4 protein-coding genes are annotated in these 1,680 nt (G+C 35.7%); all 4 read left to right on the top strand.

The window, feature by feature from the left end:
* A partial coding sequence (locus HMPREF2959_RS04390; protein ID WP_246829034.1) for an Imm41 family immunity protein occupies positions 1-254 on the top strand: 254 nt, incomplete at its 5' end.
* Between the two features lie 30 nt (positions 255-284).
* The gene (locus tag HMPREF2959_RS04385) at positions 285-662 is read left to right on the top strand and encodes an immunity 41 family protein (RefSeq protein ID WP_002243351.1); all 378 of its coding nucleotides are present in this window, start codon (positions 285-287) and stop codon (positions 660-662) included.
* 18 nt (positions 663-680) lie between these two features.
* Positions 681-1,031 carry a hypothetical protein gene (locus tag HMPREF2959_RS04380; protein ID WP_014575236.1) on the top strand — a complete coding sequence of 117 codons (351 nt, stop codon included), beginning with the start codon at positions 681-683 and terminating at the stop codon, positions 1,029-1,031.
* A 28-nt stretch (positions 1,032-1,059) separates the two neighbouring features.
* The gene (locus HMPREF2959_RS04375) at positions 1,060-1,458 is read left to right on the top strand and encodes a hypothetical protein (protein WP_029770952.1); all 399 of its coding nucleotides are present in this window, start codon (positions 1,060-1,062) and stop codon (positions 1,456-1,458) included.
* The last annotated feature ends 222 nt before the right edge of the window (positions 1,459-1,680 follow it).

Genomic DNA, 1,680 nt, shown 5'->3' with positions numbered 1-1,680 from the left:
GAAAATATCCTTATCCGATGGATATACCAAGGGACATCGTGATTGGAATAGGTAGCATTATTGATTTTTTAATGGTTCAAAATTGGAAACTTTTTGAAATTAAAGCTTCCCCTTGGTTGCCTAAAAGTGTCAAAATTAATGAGCGTTATGAAAGGTTCAGAGTAATGCTCCGTTATATTTTTACTGATCTAGATGTAGATGACTGGAAATTTTTTTACTTTCCAATACAACATAGTAAAGGTAGATTGAGATGAAAAGTTTAATTATATTGGAGATACATTATTATGTGCGAGTTCAAGGATTTTAGAAGAAACATCCCTTGTTTTAAGGAGTATGACGAAAATTCATTTATTGGCAAATGGTATGATGACGGGGTGTGGGATGATGAAGAATATTGGAAATTGGAGAATGCTTTAATCGAGGTTAGGAGAAAATATCCTTATCCGATGGATATACCAAGGGATATTGTGATTGGAATCAGTACCATTATTGATTTTTTAATGGTTCCAAATTGGGAGCTTTTCGAAATTAAAGCTTCCCCTTGGCTACCTGATAGCGTGGGAATTCATGAACGTTATGAAAGATTCACAACAATGCTCCGTTATATTTTTACCGAGAAAGACATAGTCAACGTGCGATTTGATTATTACAACAAAAAATAGCAAACCCCGGCAATCAAAATGCCGTCTGAAACCGTGTTTAATTTTCAGGCGACCTTCCCCTTATTTGAAACAGGATATTGGGAACTAAGTTCTTCAAAAATCCTACACCTGCTCCTTCCACGGCAGCACCTTGGTCAAAACGGCAGACGGCTGAAAAGCAAACACCGTCCGTCGTGTTGCCGTTTGCGGATGAGTACGGGTCAACCCCAATGCCGCCGAAACCGTCGAAGCCGCCTTCAACATTGCCGCCGCCAAAGCCGCAAAGTTGGCAAAAACGGTAAAACCGGGGAGATAAAAGCCGATGGCAGGAAAGTAAATGTGAGGATAGACAGTACGGAGGCAGACCTGCTTTATCCGGCAGGGCAATAAGAAAACAAAAATTAGATATGGAAAACGATTGTGTAAACCATTACAATTTTCTAACAATAATCACAGATTTTATGTGGACAAAATTTGTGTTACCGAACAAGATGTGAACATTTTGGCATCCGACCGAAATTATGAATTAAATATTGAAATATTTATTGACAATATAATTCATTTTCAAATAACAGATGAATCTTATAAAGTAAAATTTTCAGAATATTTATTTGAAAATAAAGAAAAAAATGATTGGGATAGAAATCCTGCTATAAATTATTTTTTCGAGATAATAGATGACAGTTATATGGACTGGTTGAAAGAAGAAAGTTTTGATTTTTTTGAAAAGAAATATTATAAGGCTTATATTTTCTTTTTTAGCGATTCTGTAATAGAAGTTATCAGCTCGACAGAACCTGTATTTTATTCAAAATAACAAATTATCAAACAAAGCTCTGATTAAAAACCCAACAATCAAAATGCCGTCTGAAACAATATTCGGCTTTCAGACGGTATTTTTGACACAAAGCAGGTAACCAAAGGAGTGTTTGACGGAAAAGGAGAAGCTAAAATACCGGATGTATCGGTTGGGAAGCAATGGATAAAGGTAAATAATTATGTGGAAAATTAGGGCGTGTCCTCAATTTAACTTAGCATG

Source organism: Neisseria sp. HMSC070F02 (genome assembly GCF_001814225.1).
GTDB lineage: Bacteria > Pseudomonadota > Gammaproteobacteria > Burkholderiales > Neisseriaceae > Neisseria > Neisseria meningitidis.
The sequence above is the reverse complement of the archived record's forward strand: the minus strand, read 5'-3'. Positions and strand labels throughout refer to the sequence as shown.

Coding starts and splice junctions, on each gene's coding strand:
- HMPREF2959_RS04380 (WP_014575236.1), top strand. CDS start 681: ATGCCGTCTGAAACCGTGTTTAATTTTCAGGCGACCTTCCCCTTATTT.
- HMPREF2959_RS04385 (WP_002243351.1), top strand. CDS start 285: ATGTGCGAGTTCAAGGATTTTAGAAGAAACATCCCTTGTTTTAAGGAG.